This window comes from Aminobacter sp. GW821-FHT11F06, from assembly GCF_058808215.1.
Window position 1 is genome coordinate 104,417 of sequence record NZ_JBXARL010000004.1, and the last position, 22,451, is coordinate 126,867.

At 62.9% G+C, this 22,451-nt stretch carries 26 protein-coding genes; 7 read left to right on the forward strand and 19 right to left on the reverse strand.

The genetic code is table 11. The features are described 5' to 3' along the window. Nucleotides 1–378: 378 nt before the first annotated feature. Nucleotides 379–732: a hypothetical protein gene (locus AC1RTB_RS11885; protein WP_492878835.1), complete on the forward strand. Its 354-nt coding sequence runs from the start codon at nt 379–381 to the stop codon at nt 730–732. 21 nt (nt 733–753) lie between these two features. On the opposite strand, the gene AC1RTB_RS11890 is transcribed toward AC1RTB_RS11885, so the two are convergent. The 9 genes from AC1RTB_RS11890 to rplS all read right to left on the reverse strand — a co-directional run bounded on the left by AC1RTB_RS11890 (nt 754) and on the right by rplS (nt 7,829). Then, complete coding sequence (locus AC1RTB_RS11890) at nt 754–1,971, reverse strand: GGDEF domain-containing protein (RefSeq protein WP_492878834.1); 1,218 nt, start codon at nt 1,969–1,971, stop codon at nt 754–756. A gap of 175 nt (nt 1,972–2,146) precedes the next feature. Continuing rightward, nucleotides 2,147–3,556 carry a 3-isopropylmalate dehydratase large subunit gene (gene leuC / locus AC1RTB_RS11895; protein ID WP_492878832.1) on the reverse strand — a complete coding sequence of 470 codons (1,410 nt, stop codon included), beginning with the start codon at nt 3,554–3,556 and terminating at the stop codon, nt 2,147–2,149. A gap of 70 nt (nt 3,557–3,626) precedes the next feature. Beyond that, entirely contained in the window at nt 3,627–3,797 is a 171-nt protein-coding gene (locus AC1RTB_RS11900; protein ID WP_492879041.1) for a hypothetical protein, read from the reverse strand. Between the two features lie 63 nt (nt 3,798–3,860). Then, nucleotides 3,861–4,277, reverse strand: a complete 417-nt coding sequence (locus AC1RTB_RS11905; protein ID WP_492878830.1) for a CopD family protein — start codon at nt 4,275–4,277, stop codon at nt 3,861–3,863. After that, nucleotides 4,274–4,597 carry a DUF3817 domain-containing protein gene (locus AC1RTB_RS11910; RefSeq protein WP_492878828.1) on the reverse strand — a complete coding sequence of 108 codons (324 nt, stop codon included), beginning with the start codon at nt 4,595–4,597 and terminating at the stop codon, nt 4,274–4,276. Before AC1RTB_RS11910 ends, AC1RTB_RS11905 begins: the two co-directional genes overlap by 4 nt. Nucleotides 4,598–4,678: 81 nt before the next feature. Further along, nucleotides 4,679–5,503, reverse strand: a complete 825-nt coding sequence (locus AC1RTB_RS11915; protein ID WP_492878827.1) for an amino acid ABC transporter permease — start codon at nt 5,501–5,503, stop codon at nt 4,679–4,681. Nucleotides 5,504–5,739: 236 nt separating this feature from the next. Next, the gene (locus tag AC1RTB_RS11920; RefSeq protein WP_492878825.1) at nt 5,740–6,537 is read right to left on the reverse strand and encodes a transporter substrate-binding domain-containing protein; all 798 of its coding nucleotides are present in this window, start codon (nt 6,535–6,537) and stop codon (nt 5,740–5,742) included. A 156-nt stretch (nt 6,538–6,693) separates the two neighbouring features. Continuing rightward, on the reverse strand, nt 6,694–7,209 hold the full coding sequence (locus AC1RTB_RS11925; protein WP_492878823.1) for a GNAT family N-acetyltransferase: 516 nt from the start codon (nt 7,207–7,209) through the stop codon (nt 6,694–6,696). A gap of 68 nt (nt 7,210–7,277) precedes the next feature. Next, a complete protein-coding gene (rplS, locus tag AC1RTB_RS11930) occupies nt 7,278–7,829 on the reverse strand; it encodes a 50S ribosomal protein L19 (protein WP_492878821.1) in 552 nt (183 codons plus the stop codon). Between the two features lie 355 nt (nt 7,830–8,184). Between rplS and AC1RTB_RS11935 the strand changes: the two genes are divergently transcribed. From AC1RTB_RS11935 to AC1RTB_RS11945, 3 genes are all read left to right on the forward strand, one after another. Next, nucleotides 8,185–8,940, forward strand: coding sequence for a sulfite exporter TauE/SafE family protein (locus AC1RTB_RS11935; RefSeq protein WP_492878819.1), 756 nt, complete (start codon nt 8,185–8,187; stop codon nt 8,938–8,940). 71 nt (nt 8,941–9,011) lie between these two features. Beyond that, the gene (locus tag AC1RTB_RS11940) at nt 9,012–9,308 is read left to right on the forward strand and encodes a type II toxin-antitoxin system HigB family toxin (RefSeq protein ID WP_492878817.1); all 297 of its coding nucleotides are present in this window, start codon (nt 9,012–9,014) and stop codon (nt 9,306–9,308) included. Continuing rightward, nucleotides 9,308–9,721, forward strand: a complete 414-nt coding sequence (locus tag AC1RTB_RS11945) for a helix-turn-helix domain-containing protein (protein WP_492878815.1) — start codon at nt 9,308–9,310, stop codon at nt 9,719–9,721. The genes AC1RTB_RS11940 and AC1RTB_RS11945 overlap by 1 nt, the downstream gene beginning before the upstream one ends. 19 nt (nt 9,722–9,740) lie before the next feature. Here the strand turns inward: AC1RTB_RS11945 and trmD are convergent, their stop codons facing one another. Together trmD and rimM are read right to left on the reverse strand one after the other, a co-directional pair. After that, entirely contained in the window at nt 9,741–10,439 is a 699-nt protein-coding gene (gene trmD, locus AC1RTB_RS11950; RefSeq protein WP_492879030.1) for a tRNA (guanosine(37)-N1)-methyltransferase TrmD, read from the reverse strand. Beyond that, nucleotides 10,436–11,038 carry a ribosome maturation factor RimM gene (gene rimM / locus AC1RTB_RS11955; protein ID WP_492878813.1) on the reverse strand — a complete coding sequence of 201 codons (603 nt, stop codon included), beginning with the start codon at nt 11,036–11,038 and terminating at the stop codon, nt 10,436–10,438. Before rimM ends, trmD begins: the two co-directional genes overlap by 4 nt. A gap of 69 nt (nt 11,039–11,107) precedes the next feature. On the opposite strand from rimM, the gene AC1RTB_RS11960 reads away from it, so the two are divergent. Further along, complete coding sequence (locus AC1RTB_RS11960) at nt 11,108–12,046, forward strand: tyrosine recombinase XerC (RefSeq protein WP_492878811.1); 939 nt, start codon at nt 11,108–11,110, stop codon at nt 12,044–12,046. Nucleotides 12,047–12,116: 70 nt separating this feature from the next. Beyond that, on the forward strand, nt 12,117–13,187 hold the full coding sequence (locus tag AC1RTB_RS11965) for a TraB/GumN family protein (RefSeq protein ID WP_492878809.1): 1,071 nt from the start codon (nt 12,117–12,119) through the stop codon (nt 13,185–13,187). On the opposite strand, the gene AC1RTB_RS11970 is transcribed toward AC1RTB_RS11965, so the two are convergent. Next, on the reverse strand, nt 13,184–13,663 hold the full coding sequence (locus tag AC1RTB_RS11970; protein ID WP_492878807.1) for a DUF2867 domain-containing protein: 480 nt from the start codon (nt 13,661–13,663) through the stop codon (nt 13,184–13,186). The two genes, AC1RTB_RS11965 and AC1RTB_RS11970, sit on opposite strands and share 4 nt — an antisense overlap. A 188-nt stretch (nt 13,664–13,851) precedes the next feature. Between AC1RTB_RS11970 and AC1RTB_RS11975 the strand changes: the two genes are divergently transcribed. Further along, nucleotides 13,852–14,196, forward strand: coding sequence for a hypothetical protein (locus AC1RTB_RS11975; RefSeq protein WP_492878805.1), 345 nt, complete (start codon nt 13,852–13,854; stop codon nt 14,194–14,196). 72 nt (nt 14,197–14,268) lie between these two features. Here AC1RTB_RS11975 and lpdA read toward each other — a convergent pair whose 3' ends face one another. The 7 genes from lpdA to AC1RTB_RS12010 form a co-directional block, all read right to left on the reverse strand. Then, complete coding sequence (gene lpdA, locus AC1RTB_RS11980) at nt 14,269–15,675, reverse strand: dihydrolipoyl dehydrogenase (RefSeq protein WP_492878804.1); 1,407 nt, start codon at nt 15,673–15,675, stop codon at nt 14,269–14,271. 26 nt (nt 15,676–15,701) lie between these two features. Continuing rightward, the gene (locus AC1RTB_RS11985) at nt 15,702–16,457 is read right to left on the reverse strand and encodes an SDR family oxidoreductase (RefSeq protein WP_492878802.1); all 756 of its coding nucleotides are present in this window, start codon (nt 16,455–16,457) and stop codon (nt 15,702–15,704) included. Beyond that, nucleotides 16,454–16,948, reverse strand: coding sequence for a hypothetical protein (locus AC1RTB_RS11990; RefSeq protein WP_492878800.1), 495 nt, complete (start codon nt 16,946–16,948; stop codon nt 16,454–16,456). Before AC1RTB_RS11990 ends, AC1RTB_RS11985 begins: the two co-directional genes overlap by 4 nt. Then, nucleotides 16,948–17,592, reverse strand: a complete 645-nt coding sequence (locus AC1RTB_RS11995; RefSeq protein ID WP_492878798.1) for a LysE family translocator — start codon at nt 17,590–17,592, stop codon at nt 16,948–16,950. The genes AC1RTB_RS11990 and AC1RTB_RS11995 overlap by 1 nt, the downstream gene beginning before the upstream one ends. Further along, entirely contained in the window at nt 17,589–18,047 is a 459-nt protein-coding gene (locus AC1RTB_RS12000; protein ID WP_492878797.1) for a VOC family protein, read from the reverse strand. Before AC1RTB_RS12000 ends, AC1RTB_RS11995 begins: the two co-directional genes overlap by 4 nt. A 66-nt stretch (nt 18,048–18,113) precedes the next feature. Next, nucleotides 18,114–19,367, reverse strand: coding sequence for a 2-oxoglutarate dehydrogenase complex dihydrolipoyllysine-residue succinyltransferase (gene odhB, locus AC1RTB_RS12005; protein WP_492878795.1), 1,254 nt, complete (start codon nt 19,365–19,367; stop codon nt 18,114–18,116). Between the two features lie 22 nt (nt 19,368–19,389). Continuing rightward, nucleotides 19,390–22,380: a 2-oxoglutarate dehydrogenase E1 component gene (locus AC1RTB_RS12010; protein WP_492878793.1), complete on the reverse strand. Its 2,991-nt coding sequence runs from the start codon at nt 22,378–22,380 to the stop codon at nt 19,390–19,392. Nucleotides 22,381–22,451: the final 71 nt, after the last annotated feature.

Genomic DNA, 22,451 nt, shown 5'->3' on the forward strand with positions numbered 1-22,451 from the left:
CTATGTTTGAATACGGCGCCGCCGCACCGTTTTGCGACGTCGGACTGCGCGCTTTCTAATGCTCTTTTTGCACCGCGTCAAAGTCGGAAAACCGTTCTGGCTCACCTATTTAGTCGCAGCCGAACATCGGACATGCCTTCAATCGATTGAAGCCGCGAACTGCCACCCGGATGGGTAACCAGCCGCCCGGTCGGTCAGGCAAAGCCGGTGGCAATCGCCTCCCCGATGGCGCAACCGACGGCCTACCCGTCCGTTGGGACGCAAGGGCGCCCGGCCTTCAGGTAAAATTAACCATGTTTCTTAATCTTTGCCGCCCAAGCCTTAACAAAGATTAAGAAACGATTAATCTCCGATTCGACAAACCACGGAGATGGCGCCATGCATCTGGCACTGGCCTTGACCGCAACTGCATCGCTGGCCGCAGCCATTGGCTTCTCGGCACCGGCTTCGGCCGGCGGCTGGGACCGTGATCGCGTCTATGCCGATTCGTTCGGCAACCTCGTCGTCGACGGCGCCGCCGGCTACAAGCGCATCCTGGTCGGCCAGGGCAGTTCGGCCCGCAAGATGTCGAATTACCTGAACGCGGGCGCACCCAAGGTCGTCTATCTCGACCAGCAGGGCGAACGCACCGTCAGCAACTGCTATCGTCCGCCGATGCTGCTGAAGGGCCGCGGCTATATGTACGGTTTCTCCGAAGGCGAGTTTCCCCAGCCTGGCCTGCGCTGTCGCTGACAGGCTTTAGCGGCCCGTAGGTTACCGGTTCGGCGGCTTGATGCCGAACGGCACAACGGTCGAATCGCTAAACAACGCCACCGTTCCCGAAACCCTGACGCAATCGCGCCCGTCCTTCTTGGCTTCGTAAAGCGCGGCATCGGCACGTATCATCAGATGATCGATACCCTCGCCGGTAGCAAGTTCGGCGACGCCGAAGCTTGCCGTGAAGCGGCAGTGCGGCGGCAGGCCCTCGATCGGCAGGCCGGAGAAGGCACTGCGCGCGCCTTCGGCAAACAACCGTGCCGACGCCAGGTGCGCGCCCGGAAGCATGATGGCGAATTCCTCGCCGCCGATTCGCCCGGCGACATGGTGGCCGGCCTTGGATTCACTGATGAAGCGCGCGAACGCTTCAATGACGCGGTCGCCCGAGGCGTGGCCGTAATTGTCATTGATCGACTTGAAGTGATCGAGATCGGAGATGATCAGCGTGATCGGCAGGCCTTGGCGCGTCGCCTCGCGCAGCGCCGTCTCGGCCCTACGCTCGAAGCCGCCACGGTTGAGCAGGCCCGACAGCGCGTCGGTTTCGGATTTCTGCGTCACATCGGCAAGGATGTCGCGCACCAGGATGACCAGCAGCAGAAGCGCGATCGACAGCGCAAACACAGTGCCCAGCGCCTGCGAGATCATCGCATAGGTGCTTTGCAGGTAATAATGCGGGTCGACACCGGAGCCGCCGACGGCCAATGCCAGATAAGGCTTTGAGAAGAACTGCAGCGCGCTTGCCAGCAACACGCCCGACAGCGCGTAGTCGAACTGGCTGAGTTGCTGGCGCGACCGCAGCACGATCACCGCGCCGATGACCTGGGCAATGGCGTAGGGCGTCTGGAATGTCATCATGCGCAGCAGCGAGTCGCGCTCGAGGCCTTGCGTCAGGTAGACAGCAACGGTCGCCACGACAAGGAACGCCGCCATCGACCTTACAGGCGGCCCGGCGGCATAGCGGCGTGCCAGACCGACATTCATGATCAGCAGCGTCGCAAGGAAGGCGGCAAAGTTTGTGGCGGCGATCAGGCGCGTATCTTCGAACAGCGGTATGGAAAATTCCGTGCCGATATAGACGATGCCGGTGGCGTAGCAGAGCGCGAACCAGCGCGCCGCGACGCGCCTGGAGTCATAGACTGCGATCGTCATGAAAGCGCCGGCCAGCAGGCCGGCGACGAACACGTTGATTGCAAGGATGAAACCCGCACCGCTCATCAAGGTCGCACTCCCCCTCGCCCGAATAACACCATAACCGGGCGAAAAAGACGTTAACGCAACGCTCAAAATGCCGGCTATCTCACCTGTCCCCCTTTGAAACGAAAGAGGCGGCGGAACAGTTGCTCCGCCGCCTCGCTCATTTCGCATCGGCCGGTTGTGCCGGCCCGACTGGTCAGTGCCAGTCGCGGATGTCGACGAAGTGGCCGGCAATTGCCGCTGCGGCCGCCATGGCCGGCGACACCAGATGGGTACGGCCCTTGAACCCCTGGCGTCCCTCGAAGTTACGGTTCGAGGTCGAGGCGCAACGCTCATGCGGCTTGAGCCGGTCGTCATTCATGGCCAGGCACATCGAGCAGCCCGGCTCGCGCCAGTCGAAGCCGGCTGCAACGAAGATCTTGTCGAGGCCTTCGGCTTCCGCCTGTTCCTTGACCAGGCCCGAGCCCGGCACGATCATCGCGCTGACCGTCGAGGCGACCTTGCGGCCCTCGACAACCTTGGCGACGGCGCGCAGGTCTTCGATGCGGCCATTGGTGCACGAGCCGATGAAGACGCGGTCGACCGAAATGTCGGTGATCTTGGTGCCGGCGGTCAGGCCCATATAGTCGAGCGCGCGCTTCTTGGAGTTGCGCTTGTTTTCGTCCTCGATGATCTCGGCATCCGGCACGACGCCAGTGATGGCAACGACGTCCTCGGGCGACGAACCCCAGGTGACGATCGGCGGCAGCTTGGCTGCGTCGAGCACGATCACCTTGTCGAAATGCGCGCCTTCGTCGGTATGCAGCGTCTTCCAGTATTCGAGCGCCATGTCGAAGGCCTTGCCTTTCGGGGCGCGTGGCTTGTCCTTGACGTAGGCGTAAGTCGTCTCGTCGGGCGCAATCAGGCCGGCACGGGCGCCGCCTTCAATCGACATGTTGCAGATCGTCATGCGGCCTTCCATCGACAGCGCACGGATCGCCTCGCCAGCATACTCGATGACATAGCCGGTACCGCCGGCGGTGCCGATCTCGCCGATGATGGCCAAGACGATGTCCTTGGCGGTGACCCCATCCGGCAGCTGGCCGTCGACACGCACCAGCATGTTCTTGGCCTTCTTCTGGATCAGCGTCTGGGTGGCAAGCACGTGCTCGACCTCCGACGTGCCGATGCCATGCGCCAGCGCGCCAAACGCACCGTGCGTCGAAGTGTGGCTGTCGCCGCAGACGATGGTCATGCCTGGCAGCGTGAAACCCTGCTCGGGACCGACGATGTGGACGATGCCCTGGCGCTTGTCGTTTTCGGAGTAATACTCCACGCCGAAATCAGCCGAGTTCTTGGCCAAGGCCTCGACCTGGATGCGGCTTTCCTCGTTCTTGATGCCGTTCCTGCGGTCCGGCGAGGTCGGCACGTTGTGGTCGACAACGGCGAGCGTCTTTTCAGGATGACGCACGGTGCGGCCGGTCATGCGCAGCCCTTCGAACGCCTGCGGGCTCGTCACTTCGTGGACGAGGTGGCGGTCGATGTAGAGCAGGCAGGTGCCATCGTCCTGGCGGTCGACGATATGGTCGTCAAAAATCTTGTCGTAGAGGGTGCGCGGTGCGCTCATGATCTTGGATCCGTCGATATGAACAAGGGAAGGCTGAGGCGCCGAAAGCCCGTCGGCTCGGCGAAAACGACTAGATAAGTCGGCTGGTCAACGCGCCTGAAATCCGGGCAAAGAATCGCGACGGCAGGCGTTTGTGGTCCTGCAGCACGAAACCCTTGTAGGCCGGATCTCCAAAGAGCTCTTCCATGGCCTGCCTCATATCAATCTTTTGCGCGTCCGGCAATTGAGGCATATGCGTCATCACGCAACAGCCGACTGGCTCCGCTATCATCTGAACTGGGTGAGCGCTGACCGCCCGCCTCGTTCAAAACGGCTTGACGATCACAACGCCGACGATCCCAAGCAACAGCAACCCAACGATCCAGTGCAGCTTGAGGACAAGCGGCGCGGGTTTCGCCAGCCTTGCCCCAGACATCTGCCTGAGTTGGCCCGACAAGGCGCCATGCAGGCCCGACATCGTAACCACCAGCGCGAGCTTGGCATGCAGCCAGGCGTCGCCGAAGAAACCGGCATCATAAGCGAGGTAGAGCCCGAGCCCCCATGTCGCCAGCATCGCCGGCGTCACCAGCGCGGCAAAACCTGCCCGCAGTTGAGCCACCTGCTTGGCATCGATGCTGCCGACGGCGGCCATGCGCGACAGCGTCAGCGGCACGAAGATCATGCCCGACAGCCATATCACCATCGCCACGACATGCAGTGTCTTGATGACGAGATAGCTCATTGGCCACCCGCTTGCGCCCTGACCGCAAGATAGCGGTCGTTGACGAAGGTGCCGAACGGCAGCAGGCCGGCAAGCCCGGTGCGCAGCATCTCGTTGCGCGACCAGCCGCCGCCGGAGAAATTGTCGACCAGGGCAACGATGTAGAGCAAGAAGGCGAGGCCGTGAACCGGCCCCGCGGCACTGACGATCTCAGGATAACCGGCCAGGTGTTTCAGCGGCACCGCGATCAAAAGCAGGAAAAGCAGCGTCGTGCCCTCAAACAGGCCGGCTAAGCGCAGGCGGGTCAAAGGGTCGGTGAGGAATCTGCGGATGTGTTTCATGCCGCGAGATTGTCAGAGCCTCGCCAGCGCGCAATCGTCCACCCTGTCGCATGGCCGATTGTCGCGGTGGCCATCAGACGACTATTCGCGCGGCTGTGAACCCCGCCGCAAGCGCCGTTCCAGCGCGCGCAATGCCAGCGACAGGCTGACAGTCAGGATCAGGTAGACATAAGCGACGATGGAATAGGTCTCGAAAAAGCGGAACGAGCCTGACGCATAGACCTTGCCCATCTGGGTGATGTCGGCGACACCGAGCACCGAGACCAGCGAGGAATCCTTGACCATGGCGATGAAGTCGTTGCTGTAGGGCGGCAGGATGGTCTTGAACGCCTGCGGCCACACGATGTGGCGAAAGCGCCGGTAACGCGACAGCCCCAGCGCCTTGGCCGCCTCGATCTGGCCGACGTCGACGGCCTGGATGCCGGCCCGGAAGATTTCGGCGATGAAAGAGGAATAGGCAATCATCAAGGCGATGATCGCCCGCCACAGCAGCGAAAAGTCGCGCACCTGCATCGGCTCGACAAGTCCCGCCGCCTGCAGCGGAGTGGTCGCCCAGTTCCAGAACGCCACCCAGGCCGGCGCGCCGACGAACGCCACCCAAAACAGCAGCACCAGGATCGGCACCGAGCGGATGATCTCGACATAGAACCGCGAAATCTGGCGCAGCCAGATCGAGCCGGACAGCCCCATCAGGGCAACGCCGAGCCCCAGCGCCGACGCCAGCGCAAAGCCGACGATGGTGACGAAGACGGTGATGCCAAGGCCTTTGGTAACGACTGAAAAGACCTGGCTGTAGAGATCGTTGGCGGCGATGGCGACACCCGCCACGACAGCGATCAGCCCGCCGGCCACCAGCCACCAGGGAAAGTCGGGTTTCGTGCCGGAACGGGATGCGGGCGGCTGCATCTACCGAGCAATTGTTCGGGTTGCTGACAGGAGCGCTCTACGTCGCCCCCCTCTGTCCTGCCGGACATCTCCCCCACAAGGGGGGAGATCGGCTGTCAGGCCCGCTTGCACCAATCTACTGCGTTGCAGAACTCGCGACGCGAAACCGGCCGGCTGATCTCCCCCCTTGTGGGGGAGATGTCCGGCAGGACAGAGGGGGGCAACGTGGAGCGCCGACATCGCAGGATGTCTCAAGCTTACTGCCCCATCTTGTAGTCGAGGAACCACTTCTTGTTCAGCGCGTCGAGCGTGCCGTCGGCCTTCATCGCCGCGATCGCCGCGTTGATTGGCTGAACCAAGTCCGAGCCCTTCTTGAAGATGAAGCCGAAATCCTCGCCGCCAAGCGGCTCGCCGATGATCTTGAGCTTGCCTTCGGAGGCATCGACATAACCCTGCGCTGCCACGCCGTCGGTCAGCACCAGATCGACGTCGCCGGTCTTCAGCGCCTGCACGGTCGCGCCAAAGGTCTCGAACAGCTTCATGCGCGGGTTCTGCTCGTTGCCATCGAGCACATCGTAGACCGAGACGAAGAATGGCGTCGTGCCGGGCTGTGCGGCGATCAGGCCATCCTTGAGTGCCGCGAAGCTCTTGGCATCGTTGAAGCGGCTTTCATCGTTGCGCACCAGCATGCGCATTTCCGAATGGATGTAGGGATCGGAGAAGTCGACCTTCTCCTTGCGGTCTTCCTTGATGGTGATGCCGGTCATGCCGATATGGTACTGGCCGTCGGCCACCGCCTGGATCATCGCGTCCCACGAGGTGTTCTGGTACTCGACCTTGAAGTTGAGGCGCTTGGCCATCTCGTCCATGGCGTCATATTCCCAGCCGATCTGCTTGCCGGTCTTGGGATCGACGAACTGCAGCGGCGGATAGGCGTTTTCCGTCACCACCACCACGGCCTTGCCGCCGAGATCGGGCAGGCTCTGGGCGAAGGCCACGATGGGCAGAAGCACGACAGCCAGCGCGCCGGCCAGCGACAATTTGAAATTCTTCATGATGCGTTCCCCAAAAACACAAGACCGGTTGCACCGGTCGATTTGCGCCAGACTTTAGCTGTCTCAAGCCTGCTTGCAAGCATGCCCGATGCGCCAACGCAGCTGAATAAGCTGGTTCTGTTCTGCTTTTGCCGCCTTGGCGGAACAAAAACCGCGTCAGGCGCCCGGCTGATGGATCAGCAAGTTCTCGTCGTGGAACACCCCGTCCACCAGCAGCGCCCTCGGCTCGACGCCATAGCTTATGAAACCGAGGCTGAGATAAAGCCTGAGCGCCGGCACATTGTCGGCGATCACATGGGCATGTAGCGCAAGCCCGCGTTCTGCCGCGTGATCGATGATCTGGCGGACCAGTGCTTGCGCCGCACCGGTGCCGCGCCAGTCGGGGTCGACATAGACGCCGTACATCGAGCCTTTGTGCCGCGTCTTGCGCCGCTTTTCGGCGATGAATGTCGCAACGCCAACGAGCTCTCCGCCGCCAAGCACGCCGAACACCGCATCGGGTTCAGGCAGGCTGATCCGCGCCTCAAAATCGGCGTCGCCCAGATGTGCCTCGTCTTCCGGGCTCGAGCTGAAGGCAAGCGGCGCATTCGCGAGCGCCGCACGCCTCAGCTTGCGATAGGCACCACCTTCGCCCGACACCAGCCGGCGAACAACGAAATCCCGCGTGCTCACAACGAAAATCCTCCCCAAAACGCAAAAGGGCGGCCGAAGCCGCCCTTTCGAAAACAATGTGCCGGAAATTACTCGGCTGCGGGCTCAGCGGCGGCGGCTTCAGCTGCCTTGGCGGCCTCGGCTGCTGCCTTCTTCTCGGCGGCTTCCTGGGCTGCCTTCTCGGCGGCCAGCGCCTGGGCTGCTGCGACCTTCTCGGCTTCGATACGGGCCTTCTCGGCGACCAGCGCTGCGCGCTCGGCGTCGTTCAGCTTGCGGGCGCGCACGCCGGTGTTCTCGACGATACGAGCCGACTTACCGCGACGATCGCGCAGGTAGTACAGCTTGGCGCGACGCACCTTGCCGCGACGGACGATCTCGACGCCCTCGATCATCGGCGAGTAGACCGGGAACACGCGTTCCACGCCTTCGCCATAGGAGATCTTGCGGACGGTGAAGTTTTCCTGGAAACCCGAGCCGGCGCGGGCGATCACGACGCCTTCATAGGCCTGCACGCGGGTACGCGTGCCTTCAGTGACGCGCACCTGGACGCGCACGGTGTCGCCGGGCTGGAATTCAGGCAGGGTGCGCTTGGCTTCGATCTTGGCGGCCTGTTCGGCCTCGATCTGGCGGATGATATCCATCTCAGAAATCCACTTCTTGTTCTTCCGACAGCCAGAGCGCCCAACGCTCGCCTTGCAGTTCCAATGACCGCTCGGTTATGCCTTCTTCCCTCGCGGGTCTTCTGGCAGGGGCGACTACACCGTCACTGTTGACGGGTCCGGTCGATTATTCGTCCGGTTCGGGCGGGCACATACCGCTATTTCAGCCATTTGTCACGCCTTTGCCGCTTCTTTTTTGCTGCGAAGGCGCGCAGCCAAGGCATTGTGGCCGCTTCATCGACCTTGGACCACCTGGCCGCGATCGGCAAGCCATGGCTTGCATCGTTCGTTCGAGCTTCCTACAGACCCAAAAGCGCACCAGCAAAACAGGCAACCCGTGTCCCTCATCACAATCGGCATCCTCTTTCTCGCGGGCTTCCTGTCGGGCGTCGTCAACGCCATCGCCGGCGGCGGCACCTTCTTGACCTTCGGTGCAATGACCATGATCGGCATTCCGCCCATTTCAGCCAACGCCACCTCCTCTATCGCCCAGTTCCCCGGCTACATCACCTCGACTTACGCCTATATCAGCGACATCCGCCTGATGTGGCGTGGTGCGCTCGCGCTCGCTTTCATCTCGGCCATCGGCGCGCTGGTAGGCTCGCTCGTGCTTTTGTCGCTCGACAATGTCGCCTTCGGCGCGATGGTACCGTGGCTCTTGCTTGCCGCCACCGCGCTGTTCGCAGCCGGCCCCTGGCTGCGGCCGAAAAAACTCGCCGACCGACCCGAAGACGCGTCCACCTCACTTGCAGGACGTGTTGTCCAGTTCTTCACCGCGATCTACGGCGGCTTCTTCGGCGCCGGCATGGGCGTGATGATGCTGGCGACCCTCGGCCTCACCGAAGGCGGCGACTACCACCGCCTCAACGCGCTCAAGAACCTGCTCTCGATCGTCATCGCCGCGGTCGCCATCGTCATCTTCGCCTCAGGCGGCGTCGTCGCCTGGACGGCGGCGGCGATCATGGTGCCGGGCGTGGCGCTTGGCGGCTACGCCGGCGTCTGGACCGCGCGCCGCGTGCCGCAAGGCATAGTCCGCGCCCTCGTCGTCGCCATCGGCCTGTTTTTAGCGTTTTACTATTTTACAAAGGGCTAGCGGCCAAGCTGCCAATTCCCAAATTGGGAAATCCCCCTTGTTCCCAAATTGGGAAATGGCTATATGAAGCCATGCAGATATTAAGCAAGAAGACGTTGCGCGACTTCTGGGAGAAGCATCCTCAGGCGCAACGGCCTCTAACTGGCTGGTATCAGGCCGTTAGCGCTTCTGTCTGGACAGGTCCGGCGGACGTAAAGGCAACGTTCGGCGCAAACGTGGATTTTGTCGCCGACAACCGCATTGTCTTCGACATCGCCGGCAACAAATACCGGCTGGTCGCGCATGTCAGCTACACGTTCAAGCGCGTGCTGATCAAATTCGTCGGAACCCATGCGGAGTACGACAAGATAGACGTGGAGACAGTGTGATGAAGAATATTCGTCCCATTCGAAACGACGATGACCTTGAGTGGGCAATCTCGGAGGTCGGCAAATATTTTGAGAACGAACCGGAGCCCGGCAGCGAGGACGCCGCGCGCTTTGATGTTTTGTCCACCCTTATCGAGGCCTACGAAGACAGACATTACCCGATCGAGGCACCCGACCCCATCAATGCCATCATGGCCTACATGGAAATGCGCGATCTCAAGCAGCGCGACCTGGCCATTGTCTTGGGCTCAGCATCGCGGGCCTCTGAGATTCTGCACCGTAAGCGCATGCTGAACGTGGACATGATTCAGCGGCTCCACTCACACTGGCGAATTCCCGCCGAGACGCTTATCCAGCCCTATCATCTGGCGGCTACGTCAGAGTCTCATACCCGCAAGTCGGCTACCCGCTAGCGCCTGACGAAGGCGAAGCTCAACGCTTCTCCGTCCGCCCAGCCATCAAATCCGGCCGCCGTTCGGCCGTCAGCTTCTCGGCTTCGGCGCGGCGCCATTTGGCGATCTTGCCGTGATTGCCCGATGTCAGCACCTCGGGGATGGCGCGGCCCTCGAACTCCTGCGGTCGCGTATAATGCGGATGCTCCAATAGCCCGCCCTCAAAGCTTTCTTCGTCGCCAGAGATCTCGTTGCCCATCACGCCGGGCAACAGCCGGACAACCGCGTCGAGCAGCACCAGAGCCGCCGGCTCGCCACCCGAGAGGATGAAGTCGCCGACCGAAATCTCTTCCAGCTCCCGCGCATCGATGACGCGTTGATCAACACCTTCGAAACGCCCGCACAGGATCACGGCACCTGGACCTGCCGCGAGTTCCCGCACGCGTTCCTGGGTCAACGGCTTGCCGCGCGGGCTCATCAGGATGCGCGGGCGTTCGTCGCCCTCGGGCGAAGCATGGTCGATCGCCTTGGCCAAAATGTCGGCCCGCATCACCATGCCCGCCCCGCCGCCGGCCGGCGTATCGTCGACCGTGCGATGCTTGTCGGTGGCGAAGTCGCGGATCTGCACCGCTTCGAGCGCCCAGTCGCCACGCTCCATCGCCCGCCCCGCCAGCGACAGCCCAAGCGCACCCGGAAACATCTCGGGATAGAGCGTCAGGACGCTGGCACGGAACATCAGCGATTCCCCCCGGCGTCCTTCGGTCCGCGCGGGCGGCCTTTGTGCTCGAACTCGCCGTCGGAGGGTGCGTCCGCGTCGTCTTCGTTCTCGACCAGCCCGGCCGCAACCGTGTCGATGGCAACAAAGCCGCTCGCGATATCGACCACCGGTACGGCGGCCTGGGTGAAGGGGATCAGCACGCCGTTGCGGCCTTGATACTGGATTTCCAGAATGTCGCCGCCGCCGAAATTCTGCACGGCAAACACTTTGCCGACCGGCTCGCCGTTTTCGTCGCGCACCGCAAGGCCAACCAGGTCGGTGTGATAGAACTCGCCCTCATCGGCATCGTCGGGCAGTGCTGAACGATCGACGAACAGCTCGGTGTTGGTCAGCGCTTCGGCCGCGTTGCGGTCGTTGACGCCCTTGAAGCGCACCACCACCACCTCATTGGCCGGGCGGATCGCGGCGATCTCAAAGGCGCGGCCATCCTTGGCATAAAGCGGCCCATAATCGGCCAAGGCCAGCGGGTCGCCGGTAAACGCCTTGACGCGCAACTCGCCCTTGATGCCGTGGGCGGCGCCGATCACGGCCATCTGGATAGGATTTTGGGGTTTGGCCATCGCCTGCTTCACTGCTTGCTAACTTCACTGGTTCAACACTGCCATATTCCAATCGGACACCCGCTGCCAATGCAGGAATTCCTCATCGCCGCAAAACCCGACCTCCAGTCGGCTCGCGAGGGCTGGCTGAAGTCGCTTGCCGGCGAGCGGCGCCTGTCGGCGTCGACGGTCGATGCCTATGAGCGCGACACGCGCCAGTTCCTGCAGTTCCTCACCGGTCATTGCGGCGGCGCGCCCGGCATCGCTGACATAAGCGACCTGCGCCCGGCCGATCTGCGCGGCTTCCTCGCCTCCCGCCGCGCCCATGGTGCCGGCCCGCGCACGCTCGGGCGTGGCCTGGCCGGGGTGCGTTCGCTGCTGCGTTTTCTCGAACGCCAGGGCCTGGTCAACGCCGCAGGCTCCGCTGCCTTGCGTGCGCCAAAACAGCCGAAGTCGCTGCCCAAGCCGCTGACAGCGATCGACGCCAAGCGTGTCGTCTCGGCTGCCGAGCAGCTTGCCGAAGAGCCATGGATCGCCGCGCGCAATGCCGCCGTCCTGACCTTGCTCTACGGCGCGGGCCTGCGCATTTCCGAAGCGCTCAATCTCAACGGCGCGGAACTGGCCTCGCCTGACGACACTGTGCTGCGCATATCAGGCAAGGGCGGCAAGACCCGTCTGGTGCCGGTGCTGCCTGTCGCGCTCGTAGCGGTCGCCGAATACCGAAAACTTTGCCCCTATCATCTCGACGCCAGTGGCGCCCTGTTTCGTGGCGCGCGCGGCGGCAAGCTCGACCCGGCGATCATCCAGCGCGACATGCGCAAGATGCGCTCGGCCTTGAACCTGCCCGACACGGCAACGCCGCACGCACTGCGCCATTCCTTCGCCACCCACCTTCTTGGCCGTGGCGGCGACCTGCGCACCATCCAGGAATTGCTCGGCCACGCCAGTCTTTCCACCACCCAGATCTACACCGGCGTCGACACCGCCCGGCTGCTCGAGATTTACGAAGCCGCCCACCCCCGCGCCTGACATTCAAAGCCCGACAATTGTCGCTGCGCAATTAACCGTTTTGCCGCTTTTGGCGGCTACACAAATGCCCATGAGACGCACGACCGACTTCACCGACCGCGCCGCGACTTTTTCGCTGAAGCTGCTTGCAGCGCTCAACGTGCTGTTCTTCATCCTGTTCTTCACGGTGGCGTTCCTGCTCGCTGGCAAGGCGCATGCCGAAGCCCCCGTTTGCACCGGCACCGACATGCTGGCGGAGCTTGCCAAGGACAATCCGGCGCTTCTGACCAAGATCGAGGCCGAAGCCAAGGACACGCTCAACGGCCAGGGCCTGCTGTGGAAGCTGGAAAAGCTAGGCCAGAAGCCGTCCTGGCTCTACGGCACCATGCATGTCACCGATCCGCGCGTCACCAAGCTTGAGCCCCAGGCTCAAACGGCCTTCAACAGTGCCCACACGCTGGTCATCGAAACCACCGATGTGCTCGACCAGAACGCCATGCTTGCCAGCCTGATGAAGCAGCCCGAGCTGATGATGTTCACCGACGCCACGACACTGCCTTCGCTGCTGTCGCCGGAAGACGCCAAAATCGTCAATTCCGCGCTTGAAGCGCGCGGCATCCCGCCTGCAAGCGTCACCAAGATGAAGCCATGGATGCTGTCGGCGATGGTCGCGCTTCCGGCTTGCGAACTCGCCCGCAAGGCAGGTGGCGCGCCGGTGCTCGATATTCTGTTGGCACAGCAGGCCAAGGCCGCCGGCAAGGACGTCAAGGGCCTTGAGACCGCCGCCGACCAGCTTTCGGCGATGGCCTCGCTGCCGCTCGAATTCCATATCAAGGGCCTGGTCGAGACACTCAAGCTCGGCGACCGCATGGACGACGTCATCGAAACGATGGTCGTGCTCTATGAGCGTGGCGACACCGGCATGTTCTGGCCGCTGTTCCGCAACACCTTGCCCAGCGGCAGCTCCGACGATTCAGGCTACGCCGCCTTCGAAGAAGCGATGGTGACAACGCGCAACAAGACCATGGCCGAGCGCGCCGAGCCGCTGGTCAGTCAAGGCGACGCCTTCATGGCCGTCGGTGCGCTGCATCTGCCCGGCCCCGACGGGCTGGTCGAGCTGTTCCGCAAGGCCGGCTACACCGTAACCGTCGCCGACCGCTAATCCCTGTTGTCGGCTACCCGCGCCAGCATCGCCGGCACGATGATGCGGTGAAACGGCATGACAACAGCAAGATAGGTCCGGCCAAACCAGTTGTGCGTTGCGACCAGCGTCGTGGCACTGACCTCCTGCCGGCCCTCGCCCAGCTCCTTCAGCTCGACCAGCAGCCGAAAGTCGAGATGCCGGTCGTCAAGACCAAGCACGACCAGCTGCTCCGTCTGACTGAGGACCGGAAACATCCCCATCCGCTTTTGCTGCGGCGAAAGCTCCGCGAGCCTTGTCTTCAATCCGAACGGCCGGACCAGCAGGTTACGCAGCGCCATCAGCCAGCCGATCCAGGCCTGCCTGTCGCTGAACACGCGCTCAGCGGCGGTCACCACATCGAGCGACTGTCCCTTGACCACCACGGCAAAGCGGTCGGTGAAACTGGCTCCAGGCAGAAATTCGTCGGCATTGGCAAGAGCCGGCACCACGGACATGTCATTGATCTCCGGTAGCTCGTATCAGTCGAGCCTAGCCCCGTTTCGCTGCCTTGGCGGCGTGGCGAAACGCCGCCGCTGGAACGTTCATTTCGAAAATTTCACGTCATTGTGAAACCGAAATGCATTTCGCGCGTTGATTGCGATGTTCACGCAATGATTGCGGAGCGCAGCTGAGGGAGATCTCAATGGTGAACAATCCAGATCCAGGACGCCCACCCGCCAGCCAGTCGAGCATGGGCAGCACATGGCTCATAGCAGTCATCGTCGTGCTGCTCGCCGCTGCCGCCTATTATATCTTCGGTCCCAAGCGGGCGGCACCGCCGGTCGTTCAGCCACCGGCCGCCACGGCGCCTGCACCATCAACCACCGCTCCAGCCGAGCCAGCGCCGGCACCTTCAGGTACGATGGCGCCCGCTCCGGCACCTTCGGGAACGATGGCCCCGGCCCCCGCAGCGCCTTCTGGCGGCACCACAACGGCACCTTCGGGTGGCAGCACCACGGCACCTGCCCCGGCAGCCCCCGCAAACTGAGGTCCATGCCCTCAAACGCAAACGGCCCGCTCATCGAGCGGGCCGTTTCGTTATTGGCGATGTTGGCCGGTCCTACATGTGGATCGGCTTGAAGAAGGTGGCGAGGGCGGCTTCCTTGACCGCTTCCGACATCGTCGGATGCGCGTGGCAGGTGCGGCCGAGATCTTCCGACGAACCGCCGAATTCCATCAGCACCGCTGCCTCGTGGATCATCTCGCCGGCACCGAAGCCGACGATGTGCACGCCCAGCACCTTGTCGCTATCCTTGTCGGCCAGCACCTTCACAAAACCGTCGGTGTGCAGCATGGCGCGTGCACGCCCGTTGGCGGTGAACGGGAATTTTCCCGCCTTGTAGGCGATGCCGGCCTTCTTGAGTTCTTCTTCGGTCTTGCCGACCGAAGCCACTTCCGGGCTTGTATAGACCACGCCCGGGATGACGTCGTAATTCACATGACCGGCCTGGCCTGCGATGATCTCGGCAACCGCGACACCCTCGTCTTCGGCCTTGTGGGCCAGCATCGGACCCGCGACCACGTCGCCGATGGCATAGATGCCGGCAACGTTGGTGCGCAAATGGCCGTCGGTCTTGACCCGGCCGCGCTCGTCGAGTTCGACGCCGGCTTCGGCAAGGCCAAGCCCGTCAGTGAAAGGCTTGCGGCCGGTGGCGACCAGAACGACGTCAGCGTCGATGCTCTCGGCAGCGCCGCCCTTGACCGGCTCGAAGGTCACTGTAGCACCCTTCTTCGCCTTGGCGACGCCCGTCACCTTGGAGCCGAGCTTGAACTCGAAGCCCTGCTTGGCGAGCATGCGCTGGAACTGCTTGGCGACGTCGCCGTCCATGCCGCCCAGGATGGTGTCGAGATATTCGACCACCGTCACCTTGGCGCCGAGGCGGGCCCATACAGACCCGAGCTCGAGGCCGATGACGCCGCCGCCGACAACCACCAGATGACCCGGCACCTTTTCCAGCGACAGTGCGCCGGTCGAGGAGATGATCACCTTCTCGTCGAAAGCGACGTCGACACCCGGAATGCCGGCAACGTCGGAGCCGGTGGCAATGACGATGTTCTTGGTCTCGATCTCCTCGACCTTGCCGTCCTCGCCAACGACCGCCACCTTGCCGGAAGCAACCACCTTGCCGGTGCCCCTGAAGCTGTCGATCTTGTTCTTCTTGAACAGGAACGAAACGCCGGTCACGTTGGAGCCGACAGTCGCATCCTTGTGCGCCATCATCTTCTTGAGGTTCATCTTGGGCGTGCCGACCTCGACGCCGAGCGCGTCGAAGGAATGCTGCGCCTCGGCCAGCATTTCCGAGGCATGCAGCAGCGCCTTGGAGGGAATGCAGCCGATGTTCAGGCAGGTGCCGCCGAAGGTCGCGTTCTTCTCGACCACGGCGACCTTCAATCCGAGCTGTGCCGCCTTGATGGCGCACACATAGCCGCCTGGGCCCGATCCGATAACGACGACGTCATATGCCATGAATCCTGTCCTTCTTGCCTGGGCGGTCAGCGGCCGCCACTCACGTTCAAAATTGAGCCCGTCGTATATGATGCCTCATCCGACAAAAGCCAGATGACGGCATGTGCAACTTCTTCGGCCTTGCCTTCGCGCTTCATCGGAACTGCGCCGCGAACGGCAGCGATGCGGTCCGGCTGGCCGCCCGAGGCGTGGATTTCGGTGTCGATGATGCCCGGGCGCACCGCATTGACGCGCACGCCCTCGGTCGCAACCTCTTTGGCAAGCCCTATGGTGAAGCTGTCGATCGCACCCTTCGAGGCCGCATAGTCGACATATTCGCCGGGCGAACCCAGTGTCGCCGCGGCTGAGGAGATGTTGACGATCGCGCCACCAGCGCCACCATGCAGGCTCGACATGCGCTTCACCGCCTCGCGGGCGCACAGGATCGAACCCACGACATTGATGCGCATCATGCGTTCCAGCCGCGCCAAATCCATCTCGTCGACGCGCGCCTTGGCGTCGACCACGCCGGCATTGTTGACGAAGGCGTCGAGCCGGCCAAAGGCAGCGTCGACAGCGGCAAACATCGCCAACACGTCAGCTTCGTTGCCGACATCGCCCTTGACCGCAAACGCCTCGCCGCCAGCGGCCTTGATCTCGGCCACCAGCGCATTGGCAGCGGTCTCGTTCGAGGCATAGTTGACCGCAACGCGGTAGCCGGCCTTGGCGGCCAGCCGGCAGATGGCGGCACCGATGCCGCGGCTGCCGCCGGTCACCAGCAGGACTTTGCCTTGAGCACTCATTCCTGGCACCCCTTCATCTCGAACACGTCCCACGGCACTTTGGAAATTCCGTCGGGGCCATAGGCAGCGGAGGTCCTGAGCGAATGGCCGAGGTCGGAGAAGATCAGCTTCTTCGGTGCGGCGGACCCGGTGCGTTCACGTGGCATCAGCCCGACATTGCCTTGCTCGTCAACGCTGTAGATCACGCCCTGCCACACCGTGCAGGCCTCGATCTCCTCGCCGGTCACATCGCCTTCCGGGCACTGGTGCATCAGCATGCCGTTTGGCCGCGCCACGTCCTGCGACCACATCACCACGCCGTCGAGCACGACGTCATTGTCCAGCACCATCTTGAAGCTGTTGGTCACGACAGCCGATTCCAGCGTCGGCCTGAAGTCGATCTCGGCGACCTTGTCGCGGTCGCCGTAAACGGCAAGCTCGACCGGGCATGCGGCATCAGCCGTCGTCGCCGACAGCACCGCCACAGCCGCGATGAGCACGTGTAGCCGCATCAGCTGGCCTGCACCGTGGCGAGCTTCACGCCGAGCCCGATGAAGATCATGCCGGTCGCCTTGTTGAACCAGCGGCCCCAGGCAACGAAGCGCTCGCGCACCGAGGCCATGGTGAAGAACACCGACACGCCGACGAACCAGGCAATCAGCGCCACCGCCATCAGCAGGCCATAGACGCCCTGCACCGCAGCCGGCGTCTCATGGCTGACCATCGCCGAAAACAACGGCAGGAAAAACAACACCGCCTTGGGGTTGAGCGCGTTGGTGACGAACCCCATCAAGAAGCAGCGCATCGCCGAAATTTCCTTGGGCTGGTCTGCACCGTCCTTGACGTCAACAGCGGCCATTTCCATCGGCCCAGCGCGCAGCGCCTTGATGCCGAGATAGACAAGGTAAGCAGCACCAGCCCATTTGATCAGGGAAAACAGCAGCAGCGATTTCGACACGATCAGCCCGATGCCCAAAATGGTGTAGCTGACGTGGAACAGCAGTGACACGCCGATGCCGATGCTGGTGATGATGGCGGCACGGCGACCATGCACAACGCTCTGGCGCACCACCATGACGAAGTCGGCACCCGGCATCACCGCCAGCACCGCAAACACGGCCATCAGGCCGGCAAATTCAAAAGCGTATTGCGTCATGGCCTGTCGTCCCTCGCTGGCGCTCCCAGAAGCGCGTTGCCCAAAGGCGCGTTAAATGCCCAGACATGGCCGAACGGGTCCTGGATCTTGGCGTAGCGGGCGCCCCAGAACATGTCGTCGGGCTGCATGATGACCTTGGCGCCTGCGGCGGCCGCGCGCTCGACGGCGGCGTCCACTTCACCCGGCAGCTTGAGATTGATGTTGATGCTCATGGAGGCACCGCCCCGCGTCATCGGCGACAAAACGTCTGCGCCGAATTCGGGAAACTCGTCGTGCAGCATCACTTCGCCGCCGAACATGGCAAGGTTCGCATGCATCACGCGAACCCCGTCATCGGCCATCTGCTCGAAGGTCTCGACCGCGTCGAACGCCTTTTCGTAGAAGGCAATCGCGGCCTTGCCGCCCTTGACGCACAGATGCACCTGGATTGGAGGAATTTCCGGTTCGAACGCCATGATCCGGTCCTTTCGGCTAGCGCAACTAGAGCGGGTTTGTTCAAACCCGCTCTACACGCCTCTGCCTCAGAGGTCGAGAACCAGACGTTCCGGATCTTCCAGGCTGTCCTTGACGCGCACCAGGAAGGTCACGGCTTCCTTGCCGTCGACGATGCGGTGATCGTAGGAAAGCGCGAGATACATCATCGGACGGATGACGATCTGGCCGCCGACCACGACCGGACGGTCCTGGATCTTGTGCATGCCCAAAATGCCCGACTGCGGCGCATTCAGGATCGGCGTCGACATCAGCGAACCGTAGACGCCACCATTGGAGATGGTGAAGGTGCCACCCTGCATGTCGGCGACGGACAGCTTGCCGTCGCGCGCGGCGAGACCGAGGCGGCCGATTTCCTTTTCGATCTCGGCGATCGACATCTGGTCGGCATCGCGCACCACCGGAACCACCAGGCCCTTTTCGGTGCCGACGGCAACGCCGACATGGGCGAAGTTCTTGTAGATGATGTCGGTGCCATCGATCTCGGCGTTGACGGCCGGGATTTCCTTCAGTGCGTGCGTCACTGCCTTGGTGAAGAAGCCCATGAAGCCGAGCTTCACGCCGTGCTTCTTTTCAAAGACGTCCTTGTACTTGGTGCGCAGCGCCATCACGGCGCTCATGTCGACCTCATTGAAGGTGGTCAGCATGGCAGCCGCCGACTGCGCTTCCTTGAGGCGGCGCGCGATCGTCTGGCGCAGCTTGGTCATGCGCACGCGCTCTTCGCGCGGAGCATCGACAACACTGGAGGGAACGCGAGCGACCACCGGGGCGGCAACCGGAGCTGCCGCAGGCGCGGAAATGCCCTTGGCAATGGCGTCGAGCACGTCGCCCTTCAGCACCTGGCCGCGCTTGCCCGAACCGGCGACCTGATCGACGGAGAGATTTGTCTCGGCGAGCAGCTTGGCGGCAGCCGGTGCCGGCGGCATCTTGCGTTCTTCGATCCCCGGTGCGCCGGCAACCGAAGCTGTCTGCGCCACTGCTTCCTTGACTGTCGAAGCCGAAGCCTGGGCGACAGCTGCAGGCTTGGTCACGGCCACGGCACCGTCACCGGCACCGATGGTGCCGAGCAGCGCGCCGACGCCAACGGTCTCGCCTTCCTTGACGGTCAGTTCGACCAGAATGCCGGCGGAGGGTGCCGGCACTTCGATGGTGACCTTGTCGGTTTCGAGTTCGACCAAGGGCTCGTCGACGGCGATCACGTCGCCGGCCTTCTTGAACCACTTGCCGATTGTTGCCTCGGAGACGGATTCGCCGAGGGTAGGGACACGGATTTCGGTAGCCATTTTTTTGCCTGTCCGTTCTTGGTTATTCGCCGAGGGCGTCGTCGAGGAATGCCTGGAGCTGCGCCAGGTGCTTGGACATCAGGCCCGTCGCCGGAGAGGCGGCGGCCGGACGGCCGGTGTAGCGCACGCGCTGGTGCTTGGCGTCGATATGGGCGAGCACCCATTCCAGATACGGGTCGATGAACGACCACGCACCCATGTTCTTGGGCTCTTCCTGGCACCACACCATCTCCGCGTTGCGGAAGCGGCTGAGCTCGGTGATCAGCGCCTTGGCCGGGAACGGATAGAGCTGCTCGACGCGCAACAGATAGATGTCGTCGATGCCGCGCTTCTCGCGCTCCTCATAGAGGTCGTAATAGACCTTGCCGGTGCACAAAACGACGCGGCGGATCTTCGAATCCTTGACCAGCTTGATCGGCTCGTTGCCGAGATACTGGGCGTCGTCCCACAGCAAGCGGTGGAACGAGCTCTCGCCCGAGATCTCCGACAGCGAAGACACCGCACGCTTGTGGCGCAGCAGCGACTTCGGCGTCATCAGGATCAGCGGCTTGCGGAAGTCGCGCTTCAGCTGCCGGCGCAGGATGTGGAAGTAGTTGGCCGGCGTCGTGACGTTGGCCACCTGCATGTTGTCTTCAGCACAGAGCTGCAGGAAGCGTTCGAGGCGTGCCGACGAATGCTCCGGACCCTGGCCTTCATAGCCGTGCGGCAGAAGGCACACGAGACCCGACATGCGCAGCCACTTGCGCTCGCCACTGGAGATGAACTGGTCGAACACCACCTGCGCGCCGTTGGCGAAGTCGCCGAACTGCGCTTCCCAAAGCGTCAGTGCCTTGGGCTCGGCAAGCGAATAGCCATATTCGAAGCCGAGCACGGCCTCTTCCGAGAGCATCGAGTTGATGACCTCGTAACCGGCCTGTGCCGCCGACAAATTGTTGAGCGGGATGTAGCGCGTCTCGTCCTTCTGGTCGTAGAGCACCGAATGGCGCTGCGAGAACGTGCCGCGCTCGGAATCCTGGCCGGAAAGGCGGATCGGGTTGCCGTCGAGCAGGATCGAGCCGAACGCCAGCGCTTCCGCCGTCGACCAGTCGATGCCTTCGCCCGATTCGATCATCTTGCGGCGCGTTTCGAGGAAACGGCTGATCGTCTTGTGCGCCTCGAAACCGGCCGGCACCTCGGTCAGCTTCTTGCCGATTTCCTTCAGCGTCTTGACCGGCATGGCGGTCTTGCCGCGACGCTGTTCGTCCTGGTTGTCGGCCGTGCGCAGGCCCGACCAGGCACCATCCAGCCAGTCGGCCTTGTTGGGCTTGTAGGCCTGGCCGATCTCCCACTCGGTTTCGAGATGGGCACGCCAGTCGGCACGCATCTTGTCGAGCTCGGCCTGGGCCATCTGGCCCTCCGCGATCAGCTTGTCGGCATAGATCTGCACCGTGGTCTTATGGGTGCGGATGTTGCGGTACATGATCGGCTGGGTGAAGGCAGGCTCGTCGCCTTCATTGTGGCCGAAGCGGCGGTAGCAGAACATGTCCACGACCACCGGCTTGTGGAACTTCATGCGGAATTCGGTCGCGACCTTGGCCGCGAACACCACAGCTTCCGGATCGTCGCCATTGACGTGGAAGATCGGCGCTTCGATCATCTTGGCAACGTCGGACGGGTAAGGCGACGAGCGCGAGAAACGCGGGTTCGTCGTGAAGCCGATCTGGTTGTTGATGATGAAATGCAGCGTGCCGGCGACGCGATGGCCGCGCAGGCCCGACAGGCCGAGGATTTCGGCGATCACGCCCTGGCCGGCGAATGCGGCATCGCCGTGCAGCAGCAGCGGCATCACCTTGGCGCGCTCTTCCTGCGGCACGATCTCGCCGCGCGCACGGCCGAACAGCTGGTCCTGCTTGGCGCGCGCCTTGCCCATCACCACGGGATCGACAATCTCGAGATGCGAGGGGTTGGCGGTCAGCGACAGGTGAACCTTGTTGCCGTCGAATTCGCGGTCCGAGGAAGCGCCGAGATGGTACTTCACGTCGCCCGAGCCCTCGACGTCGTCAGGGGCGTAGGAGCCGCCCTTGAACTCGTGGAAGATCGCGCGGTGCGGCTTTGCCATCACCTGGCTGAGCACGTTGAGGCGGCCACGATGGGCCATGCCAAACACGACTTCCTGCAGGCCGAGCGCGCCGCCGCGCTTGAGGATCTGCTCGAGTGCGGGGATCAGCGCTTCGCCGCCGTCGAGGCCGAAGCGCTTGGTGCCCTTGTACTTGACGTCGATGAACTGCTCGAAGCCCTCGGCCTCGACCAGCTTCTGCAGGATCGCCTTCTTGCCTTCGTCGGTGAAGGCGATCGCCTTGTCGGGTCCTTCGATGCGGGCCTGGATCCATGCCTTCTCCTCGGGATCGGAGATGTGCATGAACTCGACGCCGAGCGTCGAGCAATAGGTGCGCTTGAGGATTTCGAGCATGTCGCGGATGGTCGCGTATTCGAGCCCGAGCACATGGTCGATGAAGATCGGCCGGTCGTAGTCGGCCTCGGTGAAGCCGTAAGCTTCGGGCGACAGCTCGTTATAGTCTTCCAGCGGCTTGGCGATGCCAAGCGGGTCGAGATTGGCGTGCAGATGGCCGCGCATGCGGTAGGCGCGGATCATCATGATCGCGCGGACAGAGTCGCGCGTTGCCTGCAGCACATCGGTCGGCGAAGGGGCAGCGCCGGTTGCGGCGACAGCCTTGTCCTTGACCTTCTTTTCGATGAGCTTTTCGACCATGCCCCAGTTGCCGTCGAGCGCGGAAACCAGTTCGCCATTGGCCTGCAGCGGCCAGCTCGGCGTCGACCACGAAGCGCCCTTGGCGTTCTTGCGGATGTCGCCGGCGTCGTCCTTCAGCGCCGAAAAGAAATCGCGCCACTCGGGATCGACCGCTTCGGGGTCATCGAGATAGGCGGCGTGCAGCGCCTCGATATAGTCGGCATTGCCGCCATAGAGGAACGAAGTGAGGGAAAATTGGTCGTTGGCCTGATCTGATCGTGCCATCTTATCGCTCGGAGCCTCTGGCTCCTCTCCTGTTTTGAAGGGAGTAGGGCAGTAAGGCAGTAGGGCAATGA

Bases quoted from the DNA above. Each gene is read 5' to 3' on its own strand.
- AC1RTB_RS11940 (WP_492878817.1), top strand. From the start codon at position 9,012: ATGCAGATATTAAGCAAGAAGACGTTGCGCGACTTCTGGGAGAAGCAT.
- AC1RTB_RS11910 (WP_492878828.1), bottom strand. From the start codon at position 4,597: ATGAAACACATCCGCAGATTCCTCACCGACCCTTTGACCCGCCTGCGC.
- AC1RTB_RS11885 (WP_492878835.1), top strand. From the start codon at position 379: ATGCATCTGGCACTGGCCTTGACCGCAACTGCATCGCTGGCCGCAGCC.
- rimM (WP_492878813.1), bottom strand. From the start codon at position 11,038: ATGGCCAAACCCCAAAATCCTATCCAGATGGCCGTGATCGGCGCCGCC.
- AC1RTB_RS11990 (WP_492878800.1), bottom strand. From the start codon at position 16,948: ATGCGGCTACACGTGCTCATCGCGGCTGTGGCGGTGCTGTCGGCGACG.
- AC1RTB_RS11960 (WP_492878811.1), top strand. From the start codon at position 11,108: ATGCAGGAATTCCTCATCGCCGCAAAACCCGACCTCCAGTCGGCTCGC.
- AC1RTB_RS11995 (WP_492878798.1), bottom strand. From the start codon at position 17,592: ATGACGCAATACGCTTTTGAATTTGCCGGCCTGATGGCCGTGTTTGCG.
- AC1RTB_RS11945 (WP_492878815.1), top strand. From the start codon at position 9,308: ATGAAGAATATTCGTCCCATTCGAAACGACGATGACCTTGAGTGGGCA.
- odhB (WP_492878795.1), bottom strand. From the start codon at position 19,367: ATGGCTACCGAAATCCGTGTCCCTACCCTCGGCGAATCCGTCTCCGAG.
- AC1RTB_RS11900 (WP_492879041.1), bottom strand. From the start codon at position 3,797: ATGACGCATATGCCTCAATTGCCGGACGCGCAAAAGATTGATATGAGG.
- AC1RTB_RS11905 (WP_492878830.1), bottom strand. From the start codon at position 4,277: ATGAGCTATCTCGTCATCAAGACACTGCATGTCGTGGCGATGGTGATA.
- AC1RTB_RS11985 (WP_492878802.1), bottom strand. From the start codon at position 16,457: ATGAGTGCTCAAGGCAAAGTCCTGCTGGTGACCGGCGGCAGCCGCGGC.
- AC1RTB_RS11970 (WP_492878807.1), bottom strand. From the start codon at position 13,663: ATGTCCGTGGTGCCGGCTCTTGCCAATGCCGACGAATTTCTGCCTGGA.
- AC1RTB_RS11965 (WP_492878809.1), top strand. From the start codon at position 12,117: ATGAGACGCACGACCGACTTCACCGACCGCGCCGCGACTTTTTCGCTG.
- AC1RTB_RS12010 (WP_492878793.1), bottom strand. From the start codon at position 22,380: ATGGCACGATCAGATCAGGCCAACGACCAATTTTCCCTCACTTCGTTC.
- AC1RTB_RS11920 (WP_492878825.1), bottom strand. From the start codon at position 6,537: ATGAAGAATTTCAAATTGTCGCTGGCCGGCGCGCTGGCTGTCGTGCTT.
- AC1RTB_RS11975 (WP_492878805.1), top strand. From the start codon at position 13,852: ATGGTGAACAATCCAGATCCAGGACGCCCACCCGCCAGCCAGTCGAGC.
- lpdA (WP_492878804.1), bottom strand. From the start codon at position 15,675: ATGGCATATGACGTCGTCGTTATCGGATCGGGCCCAGGCGGCTATGTG.
- rplS (WP_492878821.1), bottom strand. From the start codon at position 7,829: ATGGATATCATCCGCCAGATCGAGGCCGAACAGGCCGCCAAGATCGAA.
- AC1RTB_RS12000 (WP_492878797.1), bottom strand. From the start codon at position 18,047: ATGGCGTTCGAACCGGAAATTCCTCCAATCCAGGTGCATCTGTGCGTC.
- AC1RTB_RS11890 (WP_492878834.1), bottom strand. From the start codon at position 1,971: ATGAGCGGTGCGGGTTTCATCCTTGCAATCAACGTGTTCGTCGCCGGC.
- leuC (WP_492878832.1), bottom strand. From the start codon at position 3,556: ATGAGCGCACCGCGCACCCTCTACGACAAGATTTTTGACGACCATATC.
- AC1RTB_RS11915 (WP_492878827.1), bottom strand. From the start codon at position 5,503: ATGCAGCCGCCCGCATCCCGTTCCGGCACGAAACCCGACTTTCCCTGG.